Origin of the sequence: Williamsia sp. MIQD14, assembly GCF_051025635.1 — a bacterium.
Lineage (GTDB): Bacteria > Actinomycetota > Actinomycetes > Mycobacteriales > Mycobacteriaceae > Williamsia_A.
The window spans coordinates 558,638-582,693 of sequence record NZ_JBPFDG010000001.1; the positions used below are offsets into that span (position 1 = coordinate 558,638).

The 24,056-nt window shown below is 68.1% G+C and carries 22 protein-coding genes; 6 read left to right on the forward strand and 16 right to left on the reverse strand.

Annotated elements, in window-relative coordinates; all coding sequences use genetic code 11:
- The first annotated feature begins 13 nt into the window (after window positions 1–13).
- Window positions 14–1,033 carry a glycosyltransferase family 4 protein gene (locus ACQ7HM_RS02405; RefSeq protein WP_434214638.1) on the forward strand — a complete coding sequence of 340 codons (1,020 nt, stop codon included), beginning with the start codon at window positions 14–16 and terminating at the stop codon, window positions 1,031–1,033.
- Here the strand turns inward: ACQ7HM_RS02405 and ACQ7HM_RS02410 are convergent.
- The 12 genes from ACQ7HM_RS02410 to ACQ7HM_RS02465 form a co-directional block, all read right to left on the reverse strand.
- Complete coding sequence (locus tag ACQ7HM_RS02410; protein ID WP_434214639.1) at window positions 1,030–1,632, reverse strand: hypothetical protein; 603 nt, start codon at window positions 1,630–1,632, stop codon at window positions 1,030–1,032. The two genes, ACQ7HM_RS02405 and ACQ7HM_RS02410, sit on opposite strands and share 4 nt — an antisense overlap.
- Entirely contained in the window at window positions 1,632–2,459 is an 828-nt protein-coding gene (locus ACQ7HM_RS02415) for a hypothetical protein (protein ID WP_434214640.1), read from the reverse strand. The genes ACQ7HM_RS02410 and ACQ7HM_RS02415 overlap by 1 nt, the downstream gene beginning before the upstream one ends.
- On the reverse strand, window positions 2,456–3,886 hold the full coding sequence (locus ACQ7HM_RS02420) for an MCE family protein (RefSeq protein ID WP_434214641.1): 1,431 nt from the start codon (window positions 3,884–3,886) through the stop codon (window positions 2,456–2,458). Before ACQ7HM_RS02420 ends, ACQ7HM_RS02415 begins: the two co-directional genes overlap by 4 nt.
- Complete coding sequence (locus tag ACQ7HM_RS02425; protein ID WP_434214642.1) at window positions 3,883–5,127, reverse strand: MCE family protein; 1,245 nt, start codon at window positions 5,125–5,127, stop codon at window positions 3,883–3,885. The genes ACQ7HM_RS02420 and ACQ7HM_RS02425 overlap by 4 nt, the downstream gene beginning before the upstream one ends.
- Entirely contained in the window at window positions 5,124–6,395 is a 1,272-nt protein-coding gene (locus ACQ7HM_RS02430; RefSeq protein WP_434214643.1) for an MCE family protein, read from the reverse strand. Before ACQ7HM_RS02430 ends, ACQ7HM_RS02425 begins: the two co-directional genes overlap by 4 nt.
- Window positions 6,392–7,537 carry an MCE family protein gene (locus ACQ7HM_RS02435; protein ID WP_434214644.1) on the reverse strand — a complete coding sequence of 382 codons (1,146 nt, stop codon included), beginning with the start codon at window positions 7,535–7,537 and terminating at the stop codon, window positions 6,392–6,394. The genes ACQ7HM_RS02430 and ACQ7HM_RS02435 overlap by 4 nt, the downstream gene beginning before the upstream one ends.
- Window positions 7,534–8,607 (reverse strand): MCE family protein, encoded by a 1,074-nt coding sequence (locus ACQ7HM_RS02440; protein WP_434214645.1) that lies wholly within the window; start codon window positions 8,605–8,607, stop codon window positions 7,534–7,536. Before ACQ7HM_RS02440 ends, ACQ7HM_RS02435 begins: the two co-directional genes overlap by 4 nt.
- Window positions 8,600–9,772: an MCE family protein gene (locus tag ACQ7HM_RS02445; protein ID WP_434214646.1), complete on the reverse strand. Its 1,173-nt coding sequence runs from the start codon at window positions 9,770–9,772 to the stop codon at window positions 8,600–8,602. The genes ACQ7HM_RS02440 and ACQ7HM_RS02445 overlap by 8 nt, the downstream gene beginning before the upstream one ends.
- Before the next feature lie 48 nt (window positions 9,773–9,820).
- Window positions 9,821–10,645 carry an MlaE family ABC transporter permease gene (locus ACQ7HM_RS02450; RefSeq protein WP_434215607.1) on the reverse strand — a complete coding sequence of 275 codons (825 nt, stop codon included), beginning with the start codon at window positions 10,643–10,645 and terminating at the stop codon, window positions 9,821–9,823.
- Window positions 10,646–10,673: 28 nt separating this feature from the next.
- Window positions 10,674–11,435, reverse strand: a complete 762-nt coding sequence (locus ACQ7HM_RS02455) for an MlaE family ABC transporter permease (protein WP_045821859.1) — start codon at window positions 11,433–11,435, stop codon at window positions 10,674–10,676.
- Window positions 11,436–11,657: 222 nt separating this feature from the next.
- Window positions 11,658–12,548 (reverse strand): 3-oxoacyl-ACP reductase, encoded by an 891-nt coding sequence (locus ACQ7HM_RS02460; RefSeq protein ID WP_434214647.1) that lies wholly within the window; start codon window positions 12,546–12,548, stop codon window positions 11,658–11,660.
- A 79-nt stretch (window positions 12,549–12,627) separates the two neighbouring features.
- Window positions 12,628–12,816 (reverse strand): ferredoxin, encoded by a 189-nt coding sequence (locus ACQ7HM_RS02465; RefSeq protein WP_045821857.1) that lies wholly within the window; start codon window positions 12,814–12,816, stop codon window positions 12,628–12,630.
- 139 nt (window positions 12,817–12,955) lie between these two features.
- Between ACQ7HM_RS02465 and ACQ7HM_RS02470 the strand changes: the two genes are divergently transcribed.
- Genes ACQ7HM_RS02470 through ACQ7HM_RS02480 form a run of 3 tightly spaced genes read left to right on the forward strand, consistent with a single transcriptional unit; the run spans window position 12,956 to window position 16,829 of the window.
- Window positions 12,956–14,143 carry an acyl-CoA dehydrogenase family protein gene (locus tag ACQ7HM_RS02470; RefSeq protein ID WP_434214648.1) on the forward strand — a complete coding sequence of 396 codons (1,188 nt, stop codon included), beginning with the start codon at window positions 12,956–12,958 and terminating at the stop codon, window positions 14,141–14,143.
- Window positions 14,144–14,167: 24 nt separating this feature from the next.
- Window positions 14,168–15,274, forward strand: a complete 1,107-nt coding sequence (locus ACQ7HM_RS02475) for an acyl-CoA dehydrogenase family protein (protein ID WP_434214649.1) — start codon at window positions 14,168–14,170, stop codon at window positions 15,272–15,274.
- A 25-nt stretch (window positions 15,275–15,299) separates the two neighbouring features.
- Window positions 15,300–16,829, forward strand: coding sequence for a long-chain-fatty-acid--CoA ligase (locus ACQ7HM_RS02480; RefSeq protein WP_434214650.1), 1,530 nt, complete (start codon window positions 15,300–15,302; stop codon window positions 16,827–16,829).
- Here ACQ7HM_RS02480 and ACQ7HM_RS02485 read toward each other — a convergent pair.
- Both ACQ7HM_RS02485 and ACQ7HM_RS02490 read right to left on the reverse strand, forming a co-directional pair.
- Entirely contained in the window at window positions 16,818–17,963 is a 1,146-nt protein-coding gene (locus ACQ7HM_RS02485) for an NAD(P)H-dependent flavin oxidoreductase (RefSeq protein ID WP_434214651.1), read from the reverse strand. The two genes, ACQ7HM_RS02480 and ACQ7HM_RS02485, sit on opposite strands and share 12 nt — an antisense overlap.
- Window positions 17,964–17,980: 17 nt before the next feature.
- Window positions 17,981–19,612, reverse strand: coding sequence for an acyl-CoA synthetase (locus tag ACQ7HM_RS02490; RefSeq protein ID WP_434214652.1), 1,632 nt, complete (start codon window positions 19,610–19,612; stop codon window positions 17,981–17,983).
- A 75-nt stretch (window positions 19,613–19,687) separates the two neighbouring features.
- On the opposite strand from ACQ7HM_RS02490, the gene ACQ7HM_RS02495 reads away from it, so the two are divergent.
- The gene (locus tag ACQ7HM_RS02495; protein ID WP_434214653.1) at window positions 19,688–20,524 is read left to right on the forward strand and encodes a crotonase/enoyl-CoA hydratase family protein; all 837 of its coding nucleotides are present in this window, start codon (window positions 19,688–19,690) and stop codon (window positions 20,522–20,524) included.
- Here the strand turns inward: ACQ7HM_RS02495 and ACQ7HM_RS02500 are convergent.
- Window positions 20,511–21,146 carry a TetR/AcrR family transcriptional regulator gene (locus tag ACQ7HM_RS02500; RefSeq protein WP_434214654.1) on the reverse strand — a complete coding sequence of 212 codons (636 nt, stop codon included), beginning with the start codon at window positions 21,144–21,146 and terminating at the stop codon, window positions 20,511–20,513. The genes ACQ7HM_RS02495 and ACQ7HM_RS02500 overlap by 14 nt on opposite strands.
- Before the next feature lie 70 nt (window positions 21,147–21,216).
- On the opposite strand from ACQ7HM_RS02500, the gene ACQ7HM_RS02505 reads away from it, so the two are divergent.
- Complete coding sequence (locus ACQ7HM_RS02505; RefSeq protein ID WP_434214655.1) at window positions 21,217–22,647, forward strand: cytochrome P450; 1,431 nt, start codon at window positions 21,217–21,219, stop codon at window positions 22,645–22,647.
- Here the strand turns inward: ACQ7HM_RS02505 and ACQ7HM_RS02510 are convergent.
- Window positions 22,644–23,966, reverse strand: coding sequence for an HNH endonuclease (locus tag ACQ7HM_RS02510; protein ID WP_434214656.1), 1,323 nt, complete (start codon window positions 23,964–23,966; stop codon window positions 22,644–22,646). The two genes, ACQ7HM_RS02505 and ACQ7HM_RS02510, sit on opposite strands and share 4 nt — an antisense overlap.
- Window positions 23,967–24,056 lie beyond the last annotated feature (90 nt).

A 24,056-nucleotide genomic window follows, 5' to 3' on the forward strand; every position in this document is an offset into this window, starting at 1 on the left:
CGCCCGCGCCGCCGTGCACGATCTCAAGGTCTGTTACGACGCCGAACGCGGCGCGGCGCGCTGGGCGGAGGCCGGCTCCACAGACGGTCTCGCACCGGATCTCTGGCCGTACGGACTCAACCGTTTCGCCGACCTCGGTGTCGATGTGGTGCACGTCGACAACCCACCGCTCACGACGTCGGAGGCGCTGCGACAGCTGATCTCGCCGTCTGCCCGTCGACCCGGCGGAGCAGGACCCGAGGCGCGGGTGTCGATCGCGTGGGACGAGGGTGCGGCCAAGCGCCTCCTCCTCCGAGACCGTTCCGAACGCAACCATTGCGGCGCGATCTGGGTCAACGACATGACCAAGCGCACCGATCCTCCCCTGGTGTGGGACGCCAAACGGGTTCTCATGCAGATGGACTCGGTGTGGTGTCTGTCCCGCGCCCAGGTCGGACCACTCGAGGAATTGCTGCCCGGCGTCCGCGTCGATCCCCTGCTGTTCGGGATAGACGCCGACTTCTTCCCGGCACGCGATCACCCCGGCGGCCAGACGGTCTGCAGTTTCGGCGGGGACCGGCACCGTGACCCCGACACCCTGTTCGCCGCGCTGCATCGTGTCCGTGAGACCCATCCGCACGCCGCGTTCGACGTACAGAGCACCTCCCCGACCCCACCGGACTGGCTGACGCTGCTGCCCCGGATGTCGCCGAGCGGCGTCCTCGAGGTCTACGCGCGCAGCGCCGTCGTCGTGGTGACCACACGACCCAACCTGCACGTCTCGGGCATGACCGTCGCGCTGGAGGCAATGGCCACCGGCCGACCCGTCGTCATCACCGACAGCCCGGGCATGGACGACTACGTCCAGGACGGGGTGTCGGGCACGGTCGTGCCGTCCGGTGACGACGCCGCGGTCGCCGCGGCCGTCACGCGCTACCTCGACGATCCGGCGTTGGCCGCCGAGCACGGACGCAACGGGCGACGACTCGTCGAGTCGACGTTCACGACCGCCCGCATGTGCGCCGATCTGGCCGGGATCCTCGGACTCGACTAGCCCTGAGGTGCCGGGGCCGTGCTGGAGGGGGTCGAGGGCGGCGGGCCGAGATGGAGCTTGTCGCGGAGCGAGTCGTCTGTGATGACGGCGATGTCGTCGATCAGCCAGCGGTCACCGGACTTGCGCATCGAGTACTGCACCCGGCTGGGCTCGACACGCACCAGTTGCGTGTCGCCGCGCACCACCGACTGGTTCATGAAGATCAGCACCACGGCGCGGCCCGCGTCGGCCGAGACCACCCCGGCCTGCTGGATCGAGACCGTCGAGTTCACCTTCTGCTTCTTCACCTGCGCGGAGAGGTCGCTGCCGGCCATGATCTGGTCGTAGGTGGTGCGGGCGTTGCCCACCAGTGCGCTCTTCGCCGCCGCGACGTTGGCGTCGACGTCGGCCGGCGTGAAACCGAACATGACCGTCGCATACCGCTTTCCGGCGTCGAGAGCCGAGGTGCGCGCATCCCGGTCGTCGACGGCCGACGACCACCGCAGACCCAGCACGGTCGTCGCGGCCGCGGCGGCGATGATCGCCAGCACCATCACGCCGGTCACGATCCGCGCCCGCGTCGACCGCAGCACGCCCGAGGTCCGAGGGCCCGGCGCCATCACGTCACCCACTCGATGTCGGTCAGCTTCATCGCGCCGTTGATCTTGGTGACGACGACCTTCCAGCGGAACGTCTGCACCACGGTGTCGTCGCCCGTGACCGGCGGGACCGCCGCGGAACCCTGCGCGGGGGGCGGGTTCTTCATGGTCCAGCCCGAGACGATCAGGACCGTCGCGGAATCGGCGTCACTGGCGACGACGGCATCGGAGAGGATCGTGCCCTTGGTCGACACACCCTGGGTCTTGATGAGGTCGGTCGTCTGCTGCATCGTGTCCTGCAGCTGCTGGAGAGCCTTGCCGCTGGTGTCGTTCTGGAACGTGTCGACCGCGGTGTCGATGGTGGTGGGGCTCAGCGAGGTCAGGTTGACGATCATCTGACGTGCGAACGCCGAGTACTGCGCCCGCTGCGCCGACGCGTCGTCGATCGACGAGGTGTTCACCGCGAACAACGTCGAGGCGACGATCAACGCCACGAGGACGACCGCGCCGACACCACCGGCGAGGCTCATCCCGAGGCGTGACCGGTCGACGCCGCTGCGGACCGTCGTCACCGCGGACCGGCGCTGCCGGTAGCCGAGTGCGGCACCCGATCGATCGGGCGATCCCGCCGCCGTCGTGGTCGCCGGCGCCGCCGTGGCCTTCGCGGCGGTGGCAGCAGGAGCCGACTTGCGCAGGTTGCCGACGGGCGAGCTCTTGCGAGGAACGGCCGTCGCCGACGGACGCGCGGTCGGTGCGGTGATCGTCGATCCCGGGGCACCGCCGACGGGCGGACCCGCAGGCCGGCGCACCCGTCGCCGCGCCCGCGGATGGTCGGCGTCGTATCTCATCGCTGCACGGTCCCGGTGATGAGGCTCTGCAATGTGGCGCTTCCTCCCTGCGACGACGTCCCCGCGCCCAGTCCACCGACGGTGTAGGTCTTCCCGTCGGGTCCGATCGCGGAACCCGACCCCGGATCGTACGCCGCACCGTAGACCGCGGGAGCGCCGTCGAACGACGACGGCGTCGCCGGGGTGAGCTGTCCGTTCGGCAGGCCCGTGACGCCGGGGATGCCCTTCGGGAACGGCACGTTCTCGGCGAGCGGCTTGTATCCCTCGCGGCATTCCTCCGGGGTCGACGCCCGGCGGCCGGGGAACTCCACACACGGGAAGTTGCGGCTGCCGCGCACCGCGAGGTTCGAGTCCTGCGGCACCCGACACAGCAGTCCCGGCGGGAGATCGCGCGACGTCATCGTCGACGCCGGGCGGCGGTCCTCGGCGGGCAGGAAGCCGACCGTGCACACACCCGGATCCTGGAAGCCGAGGGCGAAGTCGACGTTCGCACCCTTGCGGGAGTCCTCGGTGTTGATCGCGGTGATCAACGCCTGGATCAGGCGCGGGTAGAGCACGAGCACCTGCTGCAGGTTGGGCAGGTACACCGCGAGGGTGCGACCGGCGGTGGCGAGATTGTCGAACAGCAGCGGCAGGCTCTGGTCCATCGAGGCGAACAGCTGCTGCGCCTGATCGGTGACGCCGGGACCCTTCGCGAGGATGTCGCGCAACTGGGGGTCGTTCGCCCGCAACTGGTCGGTGAACGCGGCGACGTTCGACGTCCACTGGCGGATGGCGCCCACCGTCGCCGTCTGCGTCTCCAGCAGGGGCGCGGCCTGCTCGACGAGCTTCGCGGTCTGCTCGGAGTTCTTGTTCGCCTCGTCGGCGAACAGCGACAGCGAGTCGAGGAGTCGCTGCAGATCCTCGCCGGAACCGTTGAATGCGTTGAACGATTCGTCGAGCACCCGTCGCAACTTCGTGCTCTGCACCTTGGCCAGCAGCGCGTTCGAGCGGTCGAGCAGCGTCGACACCTCGGTCGGGACCTGGCCGTTGCGGACGACCGAGCCGTCGACGAGGGTGCGCGCATCCCCCGATGCGCCCGCGTCGGGCATGAACTGCACGAACTGCTCGCCCACGGCCGAGACGCTCTGCACCGACGCGGTCGACGAGGCCGGGATCTTGCGGTCGCTGTCGATGGAGAGTTCCGCGCGGACCCCGGTCGAGGTCAGCGTCACCGACGAGACCTTCCCGACCGTGACACCGCGGTAGGTGACGTTGGCGTTGGGGTAGATGCCGCCGGTGCTCGGCAGCTCCACCGCGACCGCGTACCGGCCGATGCCGAACATGGCGGGCACCTGGATGTAGAAGAACCCGACGACCACCAGCGAGATCACCGTGATGATCGAGAAGATGATCAGCTGGATACGGACGAACCGTGAGATGGTCACCGGCCCTTCACCTCCGGGGCGGCGGTGACCTCGGAAGCATCGGGACGCAGCGGTGCGGTGAACGGGTTCGCGCCCCGCTTCGCCGCGCCGGCCGGGCTGCCGAGTACCGCTTCGGGGCCGTAGACCGCCGACGGGGCCGCTGCGCCGATGCTGGCGAACGCTCCTCGCGAGAGCCGGCCGTTGGTGAGGTCGAGGTTGATGACCGCGTTGACGTAGTCGCCCTTGACGATCTTGGGGATCACCGACTCGGCGAACGGGAACGTGACGAGGATGTTCAGGGACTGGGTGAGCGATTTCCCGCTGGCCTGCAGCTGGTCGAGCACCGGCACGAGGTTCTTCACGATCGTGGTCAGGTCGTCACCGTTGGCCTTGAGGATGTCGTCGGTGTTGCGACTCAGACGCCCGACCGACGCCAGGGTGTCGGTGAGGTGGACCCTCTGGTCGACGAGCACCTTGAGGATCCGCGGACCGTCGGCCAATGCCCGGTCGATGGTGTCGCTCTGGGCGTTGAAATTGCTGCTGAGCCGGTCGAGTCCCTCCACCGCCCGGATGATGTTGCCGCGCTGGCGATCGAGGTCGGTTACCAGCGTCGTCAACCGTGGGATGAGCTCGCGGATGGTGTCCTGTCGGCCGGCGAGCGTCGCATTCAGTTCGTGGATCACGTCGCCGATCTGCGAGAGCCCGCCGCCGTTGAGCACCACCGACAGCGAGCTGAGCACCTGTTCGACCGTCGGGTAGGTGCACTGGGCGACCTGCTGCGCCGACGTGATGTCGGCGACCGGCTTCGCGGTGGTGGGCGCGGCGATGTTGTCCTGGGTGGGGCACTGCGAGGCGGGGATCTCCTGGCCGTCGCGCATGAAGCCCTGGGTCGGCGAATCCGGTTGTACCACCTGCAGGTTCAGCGAACCGAGCACACTGGTGATCCCGACCATGACATGTGATCCGACAGGAATGCGGGTGCCCTTGTTCAACCGCAGCGTCACGAGGGCCTTCCAGTCGCGGACGCTGATGGTCCCGACGCTGCCGACGGTGGCGTCGTTCATCAGAACCGGTGCGTTCTGGACGAGGTTGGCGGCGTTGGGGATCAGCGCGGTGACGCGGAACGATCCGTCGCCGGTGCCCTGCGCGCCGGGGACCGGCAACGAGTTCAGACCCTGGAACGAGCACGCCGACGTCGCGAGGACGGCCGCACACGACACCGCGACGGCGGCGCGACGGAACACAGAACCCGGCCGCGTCATCCCTGGCCCCCGAACGGGACGAGGAGGTTCGCCAACCCGACGTTGCCGCCGTAGGAGCGACGCGTCGCGGCGTCCTGCTGGATGATGCCCTGCTGGGCGCGCGCCCTCACATCGGAGTTCTGATACTGGATCTGGTTCGGTCGCGCGTTGATCCCGCTGACCGGGTTGATCAGTGCCGGTGGGTAGTTGATGGAGATCGACGACAGGATCGGCCCGAGGACGTCGACACATTTCGTGACATCGGCCTGCGAGGTACCGGGACGGTCGTTGCCGGCCAGGGTGCCGCAGAGCAGGTCGACGAGGTTGCCGAACTGGCCGAGACCGAAGACGCCGGACAGGGATCCGGTGAGCGGGTTGTAGATGTTGTAGAAGTTCGACAGCTGCGTGGGAGCCGAGTGCAGCAGCCCGCGGATCTGTTCGTCCTTCTTCGCGAGGATCGATGTCGCGTCCGACAGGCGTCCCACCGACTCGCTGAGCTTGCGACCGTTGGTGTCGATGAACGTCTTCAGGTCGGTGAGCGCCGATCCCAGGTTGGTCAGTGCACCGTCGAGGTTGGCGGTGTTGTCGGCCAGTACCTGGCTCACCGAGGCGATCCGGCCGTTGAACTGCACCAGGTCCTCGTGGCTCTTCGACAGCGCGTCGGTCAGGGTCTGCAGGTTGCGGATGCTGGCGAACAGGTCGCCGCGGCTGTTGGCCAGCGTCGAGGCGAGATCCGACAGCTGCGCGACCGATCCGCGGATGGCGGTGCCGTTGCCCTCGAGGTTGGCGTCGGCGGTGTTCACCAGCCGCGCCACCGAACCCTCGTCGGCACCCTGCGGGCCGACGGCGGTGGTGAGCTTGGTGAGCTCGCGTTTGATGTCGTCCCACTCGATGGGCACGGCCGTACGGCTCATGGGGATGTCGGACCCCGAGGCGAGCTGCGGACCACCGGCGTAGACCGGCGAGAGCTGGATGAACCGACCCGACACCAGGCTCTGCGCCACGATGACCGCCGAGGCGGTGCGCGGGACGTCGACATCGCGGTCGAGGTCGAAGCGCACCTTGACATCTCCCGATCGCGGGGTCACCGATTTGACGGTGCCGACGTCGACGCCGAGGACCTTGACGGGATCGCCGGGATAGAGGTTGTTCACCTCGGTGAAATACGCGGTGTAGCTCTTGTAGAACGCCTTCTGGTAGCCGATGTACCCGGCGAGCGCGAGCACCACGATGATCAGCAGCGCGATCGCGATCTGCCACAGCCGGCGGCCGGGGAGGAACCTGGTCATGACGGACCTCCGTCCCGGGGCGAGCCGACCTCGGGGACCGACCGGTCGGGATCGCTCTCCTGATCGGGTCGCAGGAACAGCTTCGGCGGGAAGAGCCCGGTGTATCCCAGCGCCTTGGCCGCCTCGGGGTACTTCTGCTGCAACAGGTTCAGGAACAGCGACGTGTAGTCGCCGAAGCTGGGCACGCCGACGAGTGACGAGAAGTAGGGGCCGCTCGAGACGGCCTCGCCGAGGACGTTGGCGTACGGGCCGAGCCGGTCGAGGGTCTGGCTGAGGTTGTCGCGGTTGTCGGTGAGGATCTTCGTGACGCCGTCGAGCTTGGTGAGCACGGGGGTCAACTGCGCGTTGTTGTCGGCGATGAAGCCGCTCACCTCCGCGGACACGTCCTTGATCCCCTGCAGCAGTTGCCCGATCGCGAACCGTCGGGTCTGCAGCTCACCGAGCAATGCGTTCGCGTCCACGAGCAGTTCGTTGATCTGACCACTCCGCTTGGCCACGACACCGGTCACGCTGTCCGCGCGCGAGAGCAATTGACGCAGGGCGTCGTCGCGGTCGTTGATGGACTTCGACAACCGCGCGACGCCGTCGACCGCACCCCGCACCTCACCGGGGGTGTCGGCGAAGGTGGCCGACAGGGTGTTCAGGGCGTCGTTGAGCTGACCGGGATCGGTCTGTTCGAGGGTCGTGGTGGTGTCGTCGAGGGCGTCGGTGAGCGAATACGGCGCCACGGTGTTCCGGTTGGGGATCTCACCGCCGGGCTCGAGGCGCCCCGATCCCCGCGGGGTGATCGTGAGATTGCGCCGGCCCAGCACGGTCTCGGTCTTGATCGACGCCTGGCTGTCGCGTCCGACCGCGACGGTGTCGGTCATGCTGAAGCTGACCTTCGCCTTCGTGCCGTCGCGCGTCGAGGCGAGACCGATGCCCGAGACGGTGCCGACGTCGACCCCCGAGACCACCACCACGTCACCGGTCTTGAGGCCCCCGGCGTCGTCGAAGTAGGTGGTGTAGACGCTGCCTGTCGAGAGGAAGGGCAGTTTGTCGACCTGGAGTGCGACGATCACCACGAGGGCGGTGACGACCACACCGATGATGCCGATACGGGCGCGCGAACGGGGGGTGTCGAACTTGCTGACGGTGCTCATCGCGGGGTCGCACACCTCCCGCCCGGGTTGACGTTGCCGCCGGTGTTGTCCAGCGAGCGGTAGACGATCTCCTTGTGGTCGGGACCGGTGAAGAAGATGTCGACGCGGCACAGCCAGATCTGCAGCCACGCACCGTAACTGCCGAGGTTGCTCAGTGCCTTGAAGTCGCCGGGGAACCGCTGCAGCAGTCCACGGACGAACGGCTCGTCGGAGAGCACCTGATCGGACACCCGGCCGGTCTCGGACACCACGCGCTTCAGGTTCGGGCGGTTCGTGTCGAGCAGACCGGCGAGGTCGTTGGTGAGCTGGGAGGTGTCGGTGATCGCTTTGCCGACGGTGTCGCGCTGCGACGACAGGCCGGAAATCAACTGCTGCAGGCGATCCAGCGAGGTGTCGAGGCCGGACTTGTCGTCGTCGACGGTGCCGAGCGTCGCGTTGAGGTTGTCGACGACCTCACCGATCAACTGGTCGCGGTCGGCGAGGGTGTTGGTGAACGACGCGGTGCTGGCGAGGAGCTGGTTCAGCGCCGGCCCCTGTCCCTGGAACACCGCGATGAGCGATCCCGACAGTTCGTTGACCTCGGCGGGCTTGAGGGTCTTGAACAGCGGCTTGAAGCCACCGAGCAGTTTGTCGAGGTCGAGCGCGGGTTCGGTCTGCGACTCGGGGATGTGGCCGCCGTCGGGCAGCAGCTGCGAGGGGTTGCCCGTTCCCTCGCCGAGCTCGAGATACCGGTCACCGGTGAGGTTCTCGTAGCGGATCATCGCCTGGACCGACGTCGGGAGGCGGTATTGGCTGTCGACGGAGAAGTCGACGTTCGCGGCGTTGTCGCGGGTCAGGGTGACGTCGCCGACGGATCCGACCTCGACGCCCGCGATGCGCACCTTGCTGCCTGGCTTGATCTGCGAGGCACTGGAGAAGGTCGCGCTGTACCCGTTGGTCGAACCCGACCGGTACTGGCTGAAGACCACCACCAGCCCGACGAAGATGAGCAGCATCACCACGGCGAACACACCGAGTTTGATCGCGGTGGCGCGGAACACGCGGTCACGCCGCGTCCGGTACTCAGCCACGGGGCACCGGTCCGAACATGATCTCGAACAGCTTGCGCGGGTCGGCCTTCGGCGTGGTGCGGGGCTGGTAGGGCTGCGGCGCGGTGTCGCCGACGTAGAACGGGGCGTGCGCGGTCGCGTTGATGTCGGACAACCCCAACGCGCACGTCGGTGGGCCCTGCACGCCGACCTTCGGCAGGTCCTCGGGGTAGCGGTAGGGCTCCTTGCCCGGCAGCACACCGGCGTTGAGCGAGAGGTAGCCGGTCTTCTCGCCGAAGATGGGCAACGCCTTGCGGCCCGCACCGTCGGTGGCCCGCAGGAAGCAGGCCAGGCCCGGTGCGTAGTAACCCAGCAGCTGCGACACCGGGTCGAGGTTGCTCAATGCCGTCATGATCGTCGCCTTCTTCGGAGCGACGATGCCGTTCACCGTGTCGGCGAGACCGGTCGTGTTCACCAGCAGTGCATCGAGATTCGTCGACCTGTCGGCCAGGGTGTTGCCGGTGCGGGTCAGGTTATCGATGAGGCGGGACAGGTCGGGAAAAGCGTCGGCGTAGGTGTCGGTGACGGTCGCGGTGGCCCGGAACGTCCGGTTCAGTTCCGGCAGCGTGGGGTTGGTGCGCTCGAGCAGCCTCGACAGGTCGTCGAGACCCTGACCGATCTGATCACCCTTGCCCGACAACGCCGTGTCGATGGCGCCGAGGGTGGCGTTGAGCTTCTCCGGCTGTACCTTCGCCAACACGTCGACGAGCCGCGCGAACACGGTGTTGAGTTCGACCTGCACCCGGTCGGCGGCGATCGTCGACCCGGCCCGCAGACGCGCCGGCGACGGATCGGCGGGCAGCGCGAGATCGACCGATTTGGCTCCGAAGACGGTGTTGGAACGGATCTGGGCCTCGACGTTGGCGGGGACCTTGTTGAGCTGGTCGGTGTCGATGTCGAGGGCGAGCTGCACGCGATCGCCCTCCGGGCTGATCCGGGTGACCCGACCGATCGTCACCCCGCGCAGGCGCACCTTGGCGTCGGGGTTCATCACGAGTCCGGCGCGGTCGGCGGTCAGCGTGACCGCCGAGGTCGAGCGGAAGGTGTTGTTGAACTGCATGACCGCGAGCGCGAACGCCGCGACGATGACGGTGACGAGCACCAGCGCACCGATGCGGCGCTGCGTCGTCGAGTGCTCGGTCCTCATGCGCGGGATCCCGGTGCCGGGGTGGTGTGTGCTGTCGTCATCATCTGCCTACCCCGAGAGGTTGAACTTCCCGTCGGCGCCGTAGATGGCGAGCGAGAGGAGCAGGGTGATGACGACGACGACCACGAGCGAGGCGCGCACGGCGTTGCCGACCGCGACACCGACGCCGACCGGGCCGCCGGAGGCGTTGTAGCCGTAGTAGGTGTGGATCATCATGACCGCCACCGCCATACAGATCGCCTGCACGAACGACCACAGGATGTCCGAGGGTATGAGGAACGTCGAGAAGTAGTGGTCGTAGACGCCCGAGGACTGTCCGTAGATGAACACCGTGGCGAACCGGCTGGCGAGGAACGACGCCACCGAGGCGAGTGCGTAGAGCGGGATGATCGCGATCAGGCCGGCGACGATGCGCGTGCTCACGAGGTACGGGATCGACGAGATCGCCATCGACTCCAGCGCGTCGATCTCCTCGCTGACCCGCATGGCGCCGAGCTGCGCGGTCGCCCCGGCACCGATGGTCGCGGCGAGCGCGATCCCGGAGATCACCGGGACGGCGATGCGCACGTTGATGAACGCGGAGAAGAAGCCGGTGAGCACCTCGACGCCGATGTTCGACAGCGAGCTGTACCCCTGCACCGCGATGGTGCCGCCGGTGAACAGCGTGAGGAATCCGACGACGACGACGGTGCCGCCGATCATCGCCAGCGCGCCTGTCCCCATGGAGATCTCGGCGATCAGCCGCAGCGTCTCCTTCTTGTACAACCGCACCGCCCGAGGGATCGCGGCGATGCTGTCGAAGTAGAACATCGCCTGGTCGCCGATGCGGTCCCACTCGCCGGTCGCGCGTGCGCTCGAACGCGAGGCGCGCATGAAGATGCTGTGTCCCAGGACCATGGCGCTACCCCGTCGCCTTCAGTCCGACGGCGGTGACCACGACGTTGACCACGAACAGCGCCATGAACGAGTAGACGACGGTCTCGTTGACCGCGTCGCCGACGCCTTTGGCGCCGCCCTTGACGTTGAGTCCGCGGTAGCAGCCGACGAGGCCGGCGAAGAGTCCGAACAGGGCGGCCTTCACCATCGAGATGACGAGTTCGCCGAACCCGGTGAGCAGCGTGAGGTTGGCGATGAAAGCACCCGGGTTCACGTCCTGCAGGTACACCGAGAACACGAAGCCACCGCCGAGGCCGATCGTGCACACCAGGCTGTTGAGGAGGACGGCGACGCCGGTGGAGGCGATGACGCGCGGCACCACCAGACGGTGGATCGGGTCGATGCCGAGCACCTTGAGCGCGTCGATCTCCTCGCGGATGGTGCGGGCACCGAGGTCGGCGCAGATGGCCGTCGCGCCGGCGCCGGCGACGATGAGCACGGTGACGATCGGGCCGATCTGGGTGATGGTGCCCAGCGCCGCGCCGGCGCCGGAGAGGTCCTGCGCGCCGATCTCGCGCAGGAGGATGTTGAGGGTGAAGCTGACGAGCACGGTGAACGGGATCGCGACGAGGACGGTCGGCACCATCGAGACCCGCGCGATGGCCCACGACTGCTCGATCGTCTCGCGGGTCTGGAACGGTCGCCGAGGCAACTCGCGGGCGGTCGCCACCGCGAGGGCGACGAAATCGCCGACTCCGACGAAGGGAGCCGCCAGGCGTGCGTTCACCGACTCTCCTCACACAACGGTGTACCGCGGGACGTACCCCGGATCGGCCCCGCTCCGCCTGAGGTCCGGCAACTATAACGTGTTCTAGTTACGTTCATGACCGTTTTCCGATTGCCGTCGACAACGGCCTGAGCTGCAGTGATCGGCGCATCGTCGCCGTCGACGATCTCCGACGAGCTGAACTTAGCATGCGTCCAATTGGTGGCCGGGCCGTTCACCGGCTCACTGCGCCAGAGCCTGGGATGCGGAGAAGGTGACGTCGGCGTCGCGGCCGTCGAAGTACTGCCCGACCGCGGTCGCGAGATCGGCCGGGTCCCACGCCGGACCCGACGCGGTGAAGGTCTCGGCGACGGTCGGCGCGGCCATCAGGGTGACCTTCGGGCCATAGACGACGAACACCTGTCCCGACACCGACGCCGACTCGGGGCCGGCGAGGAAGCCGACGAGGGAGACCACGTGATCGGTCGACAGCGGGTCGATCTCACCCTCGGGCGCCTCCCCGAACACCGCGGCGGTCATCGCGGTGCGCGCGCGCGGGCAGATGGCGTTGGCGGTGGGCCCGTACTTCGCGAGGACCCGCGACGCCGACAGCGTCAGGGCGGTGATACCCGCCTTCGCGGCGCCGTAGTTGGCCTGCCCCTCGGGGCCGAGCAGCCCGGCCTCCGAGGAGGTGTTGATGATGCGACCGAAGACCGGGGCGCCCGCGGCTTTCGACGCCGATCGCCAGTGTGCGGCGGCGTTGCGCGTGAGCAGGAAATGTCCACGCAGGTGGACCGCGATCACCAGGTCCCAGTCGTCGTCGGACATGTTGAACAGCATCCGGTCACGCACCACGCCGGCGTTGTTCATCACGATGTCGAGCGCACCGTTGTCCTCGACGGCGACACGCATGATCTCCGTCGCGGTCGCCGAGTCGGAGATGTCGCCGGCCACGACGACGGCCTTGCTGCCGTGCGCCGCGATCTCGTCGACGACGTCGCTGGCGTCCAGCGCGCCGGCGAGATCGTTGACGATGACGGTGGCACCGAGCGCGCCGAGGCCGATCGCCTCCGCACGTCCCAGGCCGGCGGCAGCGCCGGTGACAACAGCTACGCGTCCCTCGAGTGCACCCACGGGCTAGAACCTGTTCTAATTCTGCCCGAATGTCAAGCGTCTGCGACCGAGTCGGCCACCTGTGGACGCCGTCGGGGCGTCACTCGATCGACAGTGCCGCCTTCGGACAGTTGGCGACCACCTGGCGCATCTCGTCGAGGCGGTCCTCGGGGACCTCTTCCTGCAGGATCACCAGGTAATCGTTGTCATCGAGATCGAACACGTCGGGTGCCATCCCCACACACACGGCATTGGACTCACAGAGGTCGAAATCGGCCTTGATACGCATCTGGTTCAGACTCCTCGGCTCACGGCGCGGTGTTGACGCGCTACGCTGACAAACGCTAGAACGTGTTACAGAACTGCGCACACTCAGGGCTGGTGGGTGCAGGTGGAACGTCCGAGTCCAATCGTCTCATGGAGCACCGATGCGCATCGCCTATACCGAGGCACAGGAAGAGCTCCGCCGCGAACTGCGGACCTACTTCGCAGAGTTGATGACCCCCGAGCGGCGCGCGGCGCTCGCCTCGGACTCCGGAGAGGTCGGCGAGGGCGACGTCTACCGCGAGGTGGTCGCCCAGATGGGTGCCGACGGGTGGCTCGCACTGGGCTGGCCCACCGAGTACGGCGGCCAGAACCGCCCGATGATGGACCAGCTGATCTTCACCGACGAGGCCGCCATCGCCGGCGTACCGGTGCCGTTCCTGACCATCAACTCCGTGGCGCCGACCATCATGAACTTCGGCACCGACGAGCAGAAGGCGTACTTCCTCCCCCGCATCGCCGCCGGCGAACTGCACTTCTCGATCGGGTACTCCGAGCCGGGCGCGGGCACCGACCTCGCCTCGCTGCGCACCACCGCGGTCGCCGACGGCGACGAGTTCGTGATCAACGGCCAGAAGATGTGGACCAGCCTCATCCAGTACGCCGACTACATCTGGCTGGCCTGTCGCACCGATCCCGAAGCGTCCAAGCACAAGGGCATCTCGATGCTGATCGTGCCCACCGACGCCGAGGGCTTCGGCTACACGCCGGTGCACACGATGGCCGGGGTCGACACCAGCGCCACCTACTACTCCGATGTGCGCGTGCCGAAGTCGGCACTCGTCGGGGAACTGGGCGGTGGGTGGCCGCTGGTGACCAACCAGCTCAACCACGAGCGCGTCGCTTTGTGTTCGGCGGCACCGATCCAGCAGGCGCTGCTCGAGACGCGGCGCTGGGCGCAGGAGACCAAGCGGGCCGACGGCCGGCGGGTCATCGACGCCGAGTGGGTGCAGCTCAACCTCGCCCGCGTGCACGCCAAGGTGGAGTTCCTCAAGCTCATCAACTGGAACATCGCCTCGGAGGCGACCCAGGGCGGCTCGCCGTCCCCGGCCGACGCATCGGCCACGAAGGTGTTCGGAACCGAGTTCGCCACCGAGGCATACCGATTGCTGATGGAGGTGCTCGGTCCCGCGGCGACACTGCGGCGCGGGTCGCCCGGTGCGGCGCTGATGGGCCGTATCGAGCGGTTCCACCGCTCGTCGCTCATCCTCACCTTCGGCGGCGGCACCAACGAGATCCAACGCGACATCATCGCCATGCTCGCGCTCGGTCAACCTCCCCAGAAGCGATAGAACACAGAAGCGATAGGGCGCACCATGGATTTCCGACCCACCGAGGCGAGTACCGATCTCACCGGACTCGCCCGCGACATCGCCGCGAAGATCTCCACCCCGGAGCGGATCGCCGACCTCGAGACCTCGGCTGCCCCGATCGACGATCAGCTGTGGCGTGCGCTGGCCGACGCGGGCCTTCTCGCACTGGAGGTGGCCGAGGACTCCGGCGGCGCCGGGCTCGGGGCGGCCGAGAACGTCGCGGTCGCCGAGGAACTGGGTCGCCACCTCGCCCTCGTCCCGTTCGGTCCGCATGCGATCGCGGCGCTGCCCGCGGTGGCGGCGGCCGGCGGGGACATCGCCGATCACTGGCTGCCCGGCATGCTCGACGGGACGACCGTGGTGACCGTGGCGATCGACGACGAGCTCGCCGACGACCCGCTGTCCCCGACGACCTCGGCCCGGCGCGACGGCGAGCGGTGGGTGCTCGACGGACTGAAGGTGTCGGTGCCGTTCGCCGAGACCGCGGCGGCGGTCATCGTCACCGCCTCGACAGACGACGGTCTGGTGGCGGTGATCGTGCCGACCGACGCACGCGGCGTGACGATCAGCGCGGCCCGCACCACCGGTCTGGTCCCGACGGCGATGATCGAGTTCGCCGACGTCGCCCTCGATGACGATGCGGTACTCGGGCGGCGGGACGCCGTGATGGCGCTGGTGGACCGGATGACGTTGGCGCAGTGCGCCGAACAGGCCGGCGTCGTCGCCGGCGCACTCGACCTCACCGCCACCTACGGCCGGGAACGCACCCAGTTCGGGCGACCGATCGGCTCGTTCCAGGCCGTCGCGCAGCGTCTCGCCGACGCGTACATCGATGTGCGGGCGGCGAAGCTGACCGTCGTGCAGGCGGCCTACCTCGTCGGCGAGGGACTGCCCGCCGAGACCGAGCTCGCCACGGCGAAGTTCTGGGCCGCCGACGCCGGGCATCGGGTGGCGCACACCGCGGTCCACGTCCACGGCGGTGTCGGCATCGACACCAGTCATCCGTTGCACCGGTACTTCCTGCGTGCGAAGCAGAACGAGTTCGCGCTCGGCTCGGCCACCGCCGCCCTGCGACGCATCGGTCACGTCCTGGCGGCGGAGCCGGCCTGACCGCCCCCGCCGCACCCGCGTTTCCGTGACATCACCGACCATCGCCGAACTCCTCGCGCCGCTCGCCGACGTCGAGACCTCGGGAATCTGGTTCGAGGGTGAGTTCACCCCGTGGCGTGACCACCTCGCGCAGGCCAGGGTGTGGTCGCGTGCGGTGCGGACGTGTCTCGATCCGGACCGACCACCGCATGTCGCGGTGTTGCTCGACAACGTGTCCGAGTTCGGTCTCCTGCTCTGCGCGGCCGCGCTCGAGGGATTGGTTCTGGTCGGGTTGAACACCACCCGGCGAGGTGACGCGCTGCGTCGCGACATCGTCACCGCGGACTGCGGGGTCGTCCTGGTCTCCCCCGACACGGCACATCTGTTGCTCGGCCTCGACCTCGGTCCGGCGGTGACGGTCATCGACATCGCCTCGCCCGCATGGACACATCGCCTCGGGAAGGCGGCGGACGGGCCGGACACACGCCACACCCCCGCGGCCACGGACCTCCTGATGCTGATCTTCACGTCGGGGACGAGCGGGGAACCGAAGGCGGTGCGGTGCGACCACCACAAGTTCGCCGGCGCCGGGGTGATGCTCGCGGATCGGTTCGGCCTCGGTCACGACGACGTCGTGTACCTGTCGATGCCGATGTTCCATTCGAACGCGATCATCGCCGGGTGGAGCGTCGCCGTGGCCGCAGGCGCGTCGATCGCCCTGCGACGCCGGTTCTCGGCGAGCAACTTCCTCGACGACGTCCGCCGCTACGGCGTCACCTACGCCAACTACGTGGGCAAGCCGCTGAGCTACATCCTCGCCACCCCCGAGCGGCCCGACGACGCCGACAACCCGCTGCGTGTGGTCTACGGCAACGAGGCGTCTCCGCGCGACATCGCCCGGTTCGAGCGCCGTTTCGGGGTGCGGGTGGTCGACGGTTTCGGGTCGACCGAGGGTGGTGTCGCGATCGCGCGGACCCCCGACACCCCGCACGAGGCGCTCGGTCCGCTGGTGGCGCCGATCGCCGTCGTCGATGTCGAGACGCAGACCCCCTGCGCCCCAGGCGAGATCGGCGAGATCGTCAACACCGCGGGTGCCGGCCTGTTCACCGGCTATTACGGCGACCGCGACGCCCAGGACGAGCGGATGCGTGGCGGGATGTACCACACGGGTGATCTCGGCTGGGTCGATCCCGCGGGGTACATCCACTTCGCGGGGCGACTCGGCGACTGGGTGCGTGTCGACGGCGAGAACCTGGCCACCGGGCCGATCGAGCGGATCCTGCTCCGCCACGACCGGATCCGGCTGGCCGCGGTCCACGGGATCGGCGCCGACGTGGGCGACGAGATCGTGGCATCGCTGGTGGGCGACGCACTCGACCCCGACGACCTCGCGGAGTTCCTGGCCGCCCAGACCGACCTCGGCCCGAAGCAGTGGCCGCACCACGTCTGCGTCCTCGACGAGCTGCCGCGCACCGCGACGTTCAAGGTCCTCAAGCGCGAACTGGCCGGTGCCGCGGTCGAGCCCACCTGGACCCTGGACCGCGGCACCCGCCGCTACCGCCCGTCAGGCGGGTGAGCGTTCGGCGACGGTGGTCGACAGGCGCGCCACGGTCTGTTCGTATTCGGCCACCAGTCCGTCGATGAGTTCGGCGACCGGGGTGATGGCGTTCATCCGACCCACGATCTGACCCGCGGGCATCGCCACGACACTGGCGTCGTCGGCGGCGGAGATCCGTGCGTGGGCCTCGCTCACGAGGATGTTCTGCAGGGGCATGGGCAACGGCTCGGGCGCGTCGGCGGCGTCCCAGGCGTCGGTCCACTTCGTCTTGAGCAGCCGCGCGGGCTTGCCCGAGTAGATGCGGCGGCGCACCGTGTCGTGGGAGGTCGCGGCCAGCAATGCCTCCTGGATGACGGTCGGACCGTCACCGCGGGCGCCGAGCCGATATTCGGCCGCGGTCAGCCAGTACGAGCCCATCCACACCCCCTGGGCGCCGGAGGCGAGTGCGGCGGCCATCTGTCGTCCGCTGCCGACGCCACCGGCGGCCAGGACAGACGCGTGGCCTTCGACCGCGTCGACGATCTCGGGCCACAGCACGATCGAGGTGATCTCACCGGTGTGCCCGCCCGCCTCGTATCCCTGGGCGATGACGATGTCGACACCGGCGTCGACGTGATGCAGCGCATGGGCTTTCGCGCCCGCCAGCGCGGCCACCGACACACCGTGCTCGTGCGACTTGTCGATGACGTCCTTCGGCGGCGATCCGAGTGCGTTGGCGATGAGCTTGATCTGGCCGTAGCGGTCGGCGTGTTCCATCGCGATGTCCACATGCGACCGGGCCACCGAGTGCAGCCATCCGAGGACGCCGGCGTTGACGCGTTCCTCGCCCGGGAGGCGCGGCACCTTCAGATCGTCGAGCGTGCGCTCGACGAAGGCGCGGTGCTCGTCGGGGATCATGGAGGACAGATCGACCTGCGTACCCTCTGTGGGGATCTTGGCCGGCATCACGATGTCGACGCCGAAGGGCTTGCCGTCGGTGTTCTCGTGCATCCACTCGAGCACGCGGTGGAGTTCGTCGGCCTCGTTGAACCGCACGCATCCCAGCACGCCCATGCCGCCGGCACGACTGATCGCCGCGGCGACGTGCTCGGACGGGGTGAACCCGAAGATCGGGTACTCGATGCCGAAGTGTTCGGTCAGTTCGGTGCGCATGGGCGTGTGCCTTCTTCTCAGGATCGGACCGACGCTACGGTGAGCGTCTCGTCGGCGGAACGGGATTCGGTGATCTCGGTGCCCCAGCGGTAGTCGGGTTTGCCGGCCGGTGATCGTTTGATGGCGTCGACGAACCACACGCTGCGGGGGCACTTGTAGCCGGCGATCTGTGCGCGGGCGATCTCGTTGAGCTCCGCCAGCGAGGGCCTGCTGCCGTCGCGGGTGGCGACGACGGCCGAGACCCGTTGGCCGTAGCGGTCGTCCGGCACCCCCACGACGACGGTGTCGAAGACCTCGGGGTGTGCCTTGAGGGCCTGTTCGACCTCTTCGGGGAAGATCTTCTCGCCACCGGAGTTGATCGACACCGAGCCGCGGCCGAGCATCGTGATCGCGCCGTCGGACTCGTAGCGGGCGTAGTCGCCGGGGATGGAGTAGCGGACGCCGTCGAAGACCTTGAACGTCTTGTCCGACTTCACCGGGTCGTTGAAGTAGCGCAGGGGGATGTTGCCGGTGCGTGCGAGCAGACCCACCTCATCGGCGCCGACCGGGATCACCGACCCGTCGGCCTCGCGGAGCAGCACGGTGTTCGGGTCGGCCTTCACCCGCGGGCCACCCGCGTGGTCCATGCCCTTGGTCACCTGGGCGAGTCCACCGAAACCGGTCTCGCTGGAGCCGATCGCGTCGATGATGACGGCGTTGGGCAACTTGTCGATGAACTGGTCTTTGACGCTTTGGGAGAACAGTGCCGCCGACGACGCGACCGAGAACACCGAGCTCGTGTCGTAGTCGGTCTCGATGAGCGCGTCGATCATGGGACGCCCCATGGCATCTCCGGTGATGAACACGACGTTGACCTTGTGGCGTTCGATGATCTGCCACGTCTGGTGCGCGCCGAACTCCGGGTAAATGATCGCCTTGCCGCCGCCGTAGAGCGCCTGGAACACCGCCCATTGCGACCCTCCGTGGATGAACGGCGGGATCGGGAATCGGACGAGCTGTCCGCCGGCCGCACCGTCGTTGGCGAACTTCCACTCGTCGTCGATGGTCGCACCGGAGAACCAGTCGGTGCCGCCGCCGAGCACCCGGTAGACGTCCTCCTGCCGCCACACCACGCCTTTCGGTGCACCGGTGGTCCCGCCCGTGTAGAGCATGTACAGGTCGTCGTTCGACCGTTCCTCGAAGTCGCGCTCGGCGGAGTTGTTCGCGATGGCGTCGGTGAACGCGATCGCATCATCGAGGTCCGCGTCGGAGCCGTCCTCGATCACGATGACGTGCGCCAGTGCCGGGGCGCGCGGGGCGACGGCGCGCACCCGGGGCAGGTACTGGCGTTCGACGAACAGCACCGACATCGACGAGTCGGTGAAGATGTGCTCGAGTTCGCTCTCGACGTAGCGGAAGTTGACGTTCACCATCACAGCGCGGGCCTTGAAGATCGCGACCATCGCCTCGACGCACTCGAGGGTGTTGCGGCTGTAGACACCGACGGTGTCGCCGGGGGCGACCCCGAGGGCGCGCAGCTGATGCGCGAGGGCGTTGGCGTCGGCCTCGAGCTGGGCGTAGGTCCGCGCGTCGCCGTCGGTCTCGAGCGCCGTGCGCTCGGGCATCAGGTCGACCGCGTGCTCGATGAAGTCGGCGATGTTGTAGGCCATGACCACAAAACTAGAACGTGTTACCGTTTTGAGCAAGCGTCCGATCACCCACGTTGCCTGCGGGAAGAAGTGAGAATGTCCGTGTCGACACCCGAGACCCCCACCACCGCGACCGACGGTGCCGACGCGCAGCCGCACTGCCTCGTCGAGCAGCGCGGACACACGCTCATCGTGACGATGAACCGGCCACAGGCACGTAACGCGCTCTCGGGCGAGATGATGGAGATCATGGCCGACGCCTGGGACCGGGTCGACGCCGATCCGAGCATCCGGACCGCGATCCTCACCGGCGCCGGCGGGTACTTCTGTGCCGGCGCCGACCTCAAGGCCATGAACAAGCGCGCACCCGGTGACGGCTTCGCCTCCGGGGGTTGGGATCTCACGAAGATGCCCGCACTGCTCAAGGGTCGCCGACTCACGAAGCCGCTCATCGCCGCCGTGGAGGGTCCCGCTATCGCGGGCGGTACCGAGATCCTGCAGGGCACCGACATCCGTGTCGCCGGCGAAAGTGCGAAGTTCGGTGTCTCCGAGGCCAGGTGGGGCCTGTTCCCCCTCGGGGGCAGCGCTGTACGGCTCGTCCGCCAGATCCCATACACGATCGCCGCGGACATCCTGCTCACCGGCCGTCACATCACCGCGACCGAGGCGCTCGACTACGGGCTGATCGGGTACGTCGTCCCCGACGGCACCGCGCTCGACAAGGCACTCGCCATCGCCGATCTCATCGCGGCCAACGGTCCGCTCGCCGTGCAGGCCATTCTCAAGACCATCCGCGACACCGAGGGCATGCACGAGGAGGAGGCGTTCACCGTCGACGCCGAACTCGGCAAGCAGGTCTTCATGAGCAAGGACGCGAAGATCGGCCCGAAGGCCTTCGCGGAGAAGCGGACCCCGGAGTTCACCGGGGAGTGACGAGAGTCCCCAGCACCGCGGCCATCGCGGGCGGCACCACCTCCGGGGACAACCCGGAGATCGTGCCGACGAATGCCGCCATCAGCATCCGCGTGACGTCGTCGGGTGATGCCCGCTTGTCCGAGAGCATCTCGTAGCTCGCCGCGCGCACCTGGTAGATCCAGCTGCGCAACGCCAACACGAGCATCGGGGCGGGCGTCGCCGGCGCGCCGGTCGCGATGAGGATGCGCTCGACCTGGCGATCGATCGAGTCGGCGATGATCGCGACGATATCGGGATCGGAACTCACCGCTCCCCGGAACACGGCGCGCACGCCGAACTCGTGGCCGACGCAGTGGTCGAGGAACGCCTCCACTCCCCGTCGCAGTTGTTCGGCCGGAGTGAGGTGCACGTCGGGCGCGGTCTCGTCCATGAGCGCCGCGTTCTCGCGCGCCAGCAGCGCGACGAAGAAGTCGCGTTTGCTCGGGAAGTAGTGGTAGAGCAGCCCGCGCGACACCTTCGCCAACTCGGCGACACGCTCGATGTGCACCTCGTCGTAGGGGTGCGACGCGAACAGTTCGGCACCGAGATCGAGCAGCTGATCCCGGCGTTGCTCGGGGGTCATGCGCGTCCGGGTGGCCATCCACCCGAGCCTAGCCCGCCGCAGCCTTGTGCTACTTGACACGAGTTCAGTAGCGGAGCATCCTCGGTTCGTGGTCTGGAGAACTCGAAACAACTGGTCCGGTCAGCAGTTCCCGCACGCCGGTCGGCGCCTCCCCCTGGTCGGTGATCTGCTGAGCTTCCGGCCGAGCCGCCCGATCCAGGGCATGTTGGAGAACTCCGCCGGTCTCGGGCCCATCTTCGAACTACAGATCTTCCGGCAGAAGATCGTGTTCGTCGGCACCGCGGACCTCGCCGCCGAACTCTGCGACGAGACCCGCTTCCAGAAGGCGTTGCCGCCGGCGGTCGAGGCGTTGCGCGACTACGCCGGCGACGGGTTGTTCACCGCCCACAGCGACGAGCCGAACTGGCAACTCGCACACGAACTCCTCATGCCGGCGTTCACGAAATCGGCGATGCAGTCCTACCACCCGATCATGCTGGAGACCGCACTCGAATTGTTCGAGTACTGGCGCCCGCGCATCGGCGGCGGCCCGGTCGACATCTCCCGCGACATGACCAAGCTGACGATGGAGACCCTGAGCCGCAGCGCGTTCAGCCACGACTTCGGGTCGTTCAGTTCCGCCGAGACCCACCCTTTCGTGCGCTCGATGGTCGAGGCACTCGAGAACGGGCGCCGCAAAGGCGGTTTCCGGGCCGTGCCCGGCGGCGAGGTGCTCGCCCGTCTGGCCGACCGCCGGTACGCCCACCACCAGGCCTACAACGACCGGATGCTCGACGAGTTGATCGCCTCGCGGACGGGTTCCGCCGATCAACACGATCTGCTGGGCATCATGCTCAACGTCGCGCACCCCGAGACCGGCGAGAAGCTGTCGGCGGTGAACATCCGACACCAGATCCTCACCTTCCTCGTCGCCGGCCACGAGACGACCTCGGGCGCACTGTCGTTCGCGCTGTACTACCTCGCCCGCAATCCCCACTGTCTGGCCCGTGCGCAGGCCGAGACCGACGAGATCCTCGGCGACGACCCGGACGCCATGCCCTCGTTCGAACAGGTCAGCAAGTTCCGCTACATCCGGCGCGTTCTCGACGAGTCGCTGCGGATCTGGCCCACGGTCCCCGGCTTCGCACGCAGTCCTCGTGAGACGACCACGCTCGCCGGGAAGTATCCGATGCGGCCACAGGACTACGCCGTCGTCTCTCTCGGTCTCGTCCACAAGGATCCCGCGGTGTGGGAGAACCCCGACGAGTTCGACCCTGACCGCTTCCTCGCGGCGAACGTGAAGAAGCGACCGGCGCACAGCTACAAGCCTTTCGGTGCCGGCGCCCGCGCCTGCATCGGCCGACAGTTCGCGATCCATGAGGCGGTGTTGGTGTTGGCCTCGATGCTGCACCGCTTCGACATCTCCGGTGACCCGGGCTACGAACTCGACGTCGACGAGCGACTGACGATGCTCCCCCGCGGTTTCGAACTCAGCCTGCAAGCCCGTTCGCCCCGGATGGCGGAGGCCGTCGTCTCCTAGGCGGCGTCGTCAAGAAGCGCCAGGAGTTGTCGTTCGACGGGACTGACGGGGTGGTCGTGGTGACCGGGCGGTGCCGGGGCCCGCGAGACGTGACTGTGCCCGGTGGGTGTGGTGACTGTTGCCACGTGCCTGCCGGTGTCGTGGTCGGTGGTCATCTGCCAGCCGGGGTTCTGTTTGGCGCGGTTGTGGCTCACGCACATGCCGCTTCCGTTGTCTGCTGACGTCTCGCCGCCCCGTGAATGGGGTTCGGCGTGGTCGTATTCGGCGATCGGCGCATCGCAGTAGGGGATCCGGCAGGACTGGTCACGGAAGTCGAGGAAGGTCTTGAGCCCGGCCGGGAACAGGCGCGCGGTGGAGTCCATCGCCACCAACGCCCCGCTCGCCGGAGCCTTGTACAGGCGCCGCAGCGTTGAGGCCGTGTCTGCGTCGAGGGCGGTGGACACCATCGCGCGGGCGGTGTCGGCCGGTATCGGTCCGTAGCCGGTGACATGTGCGGCGGCAGGGCTGTCACCGAGGAGGACCTCGTCGGGCAAAACGACGTTCACCGCCACGGGAAGGGCATCAACCGTCGCGGCGCCGGTGACGCGTTCGACGAGAGCATCGGCCATCACCTGCGCGTGCGTCCGCTCATCACCGCCGACGGTGGCATCAGCGTGCTTCTTCAGCGACGCGAACACCGAGATCCCCGACACCAGCGGCAGCAACGCCGACAGCCGCACCATCCCGTCGGGAGCCGGCCGGGTGCTGACGCGCCGGTCGGACTGCGCCAACGCGTGACGATCGACGACGGCTTGCGGATCGAGTTCGTAGGCGAGTCGTTTCACCTCGGCGTCGAGCGCCCGATCGCCCACACCCTCCACCACCGACACGTCTGCGCAGATGCGGCGGTCGATCTCGCCGCGATCACGCGGGGTGAGGTGCGCGGTCTCCCGCACCAGGATCATCGCCCGCCACTCGGTGAGCGCACCGGATGCCAACGCAGCACGCGTGTGCGGCATCTCGCGCATCAGCGCCCGCGCGAAACCGAAGTACCGGCCACCGGCCGACCCGGACGCCTTCCGCGCCAACGCCACCTCGGCCGCCAATCCACGTCCCTGCCGGGCTTTCGGCACACCGGCTGCGGACTCGGCCTCGACGCGCAGTTCCTCGAGCCGCATCGTCTCGACCGCCTGCGCTGCAGCGCACCCCGCCTTGATCGCCTCGAGAACCGCGATGCGATCCATGGCGTCGGACTCGGATCCGGCGGGTTCGAGCTCACCCAGAGAGATCAGGATCTGTTGCAGCGCACCGACACCCACCTCGCCGACTGGCGCGTTCACCGCAATCCCCCCGGATCGTTCATGTGTTCGAGTGTAGCGCGGGTGTCGGACATCGGCCACGAAAGAATCTGTGGCTGTGCACAACTCCGC